Source organism: Streptomyces sp. SID12488 (assembly GCF_010548275.1).
GTDB lineage: Bacteria > Actinomycetota > Actinomycetes > Streptomycetales > Streptomycetaceae > Streptomyces.
This window is the reverse complement of record NZ_JAAGLT010000165.1, coordinates 1-389: the sequence shown is the minus strand read 5'-3', so window position 1 is coordinate 389 and position 389 is coordinate 1. Positions and strand designations below refer to the sequence as shown.

Annotated in this window: 1 pseudogene; it reads right to left on the bottom strand. The window is 67.6% G+C overall.

Annotated features, from left to right (window positions below):
- Nucleotides 1-389 (bottom strand): annotated as a pseudogene (locus G3I56_RS43010) (IS21 family transposase); the annotation flags it as partial.

Sequence of the window (389 nt, the reverse complement as noted above, 5' to 3'; positions counted from 1 at the left end):
CCGATGCCCACGAAGGCGATCTCCGCCTCCGAACGCGGCTGCAGCCTCGGCTGGTGGATGCTGCGGCCGTCGGGATGGTCGGGGTAGTGCGCGTCGATGATCTGCGGAACACCCGGAGTGGACAGCTGGTGGCGCCAAATCTCCGAGAGATCACCGGAGTGGGTGCGGGCGGTGATGGACAGTTCCTCGCCGACCACCCGGCACCACACCCTGACGCCGGTATAGACCGGCGGGGTCGAATAGCGCACCGAGTTGAAGCTGATCGTGCGGTCCCAACCGACCAGTCGTTCCTCGACCAGCGCGAGCGCGACCGGCTCGATGGGCAGGAGATGCAGCGTGGTGCGTTCGACGTCCAGACGGTTCGCGGGTATCTGCCCGGTCGCCCGGTG